At 41.4% G+C, this 517-nt stretch carries 1 protein-coding gene; it reads left to right on the forward strand.

Annotation, left to right across the window (positions count from 1 at the left end; all coding sequences use genetic code 11):
- The coding region (locus AC1DSE_RS36245) for a SidA/IucD/PvdA family monooxygenase (RefSeq protein ID WP_477529246.1) at window positions 1-517 on the forward strand (517 nt) is incomplete at both ends.

A 517-nucleotide genomic window follows, 5' to 3' on the forward strand; every position in this document is an offset into this window, starting at 1 on the left:
AGGTGACTGCCATTAGCCGTAAGGGTTTAAGTAAAGTTAAAACGAACGGTCGTGATGATCTGCCTTTTGCCATTCACGCCACCCAAAATGGCAGCCAACATCTTTTTGAAGCAAGAGCGGTTATTGATGCCACGGGAACATGGTCAAATCCAAACCCGCTTCGTTCGGATGGTGTGTTCTTATTAGAAGAAAAAGCGCTTAGCAATCAAATATATTATGGCATCCCAGATTTGCTCAGAAAGGATGAAGAACGTTACCGCGGAAAAAAAGTCCTTGTCGTTGGAAGCGGTCATTCCGCTATTAATACACTTTTGGAACTTGGCGAACTTCAAAAGCAAACAAACGAGACTGAAATTGTATGGGCAATACGAAAACATAATCTTGAGAATGTTTATGGCGGACGTGAGTTAGATGGATTACCGGCTAGGGGTGAACTCGGAAATCGAATTCAAAAATTAGTAGAATCGGGAATTTTGAAAGTGATGACCTCGTTTTATATTGAAGAATTAAAGGAGAG

It is taken from the genome of Paenibacillus sp. 01L418, from assembly GCF_056400045.1.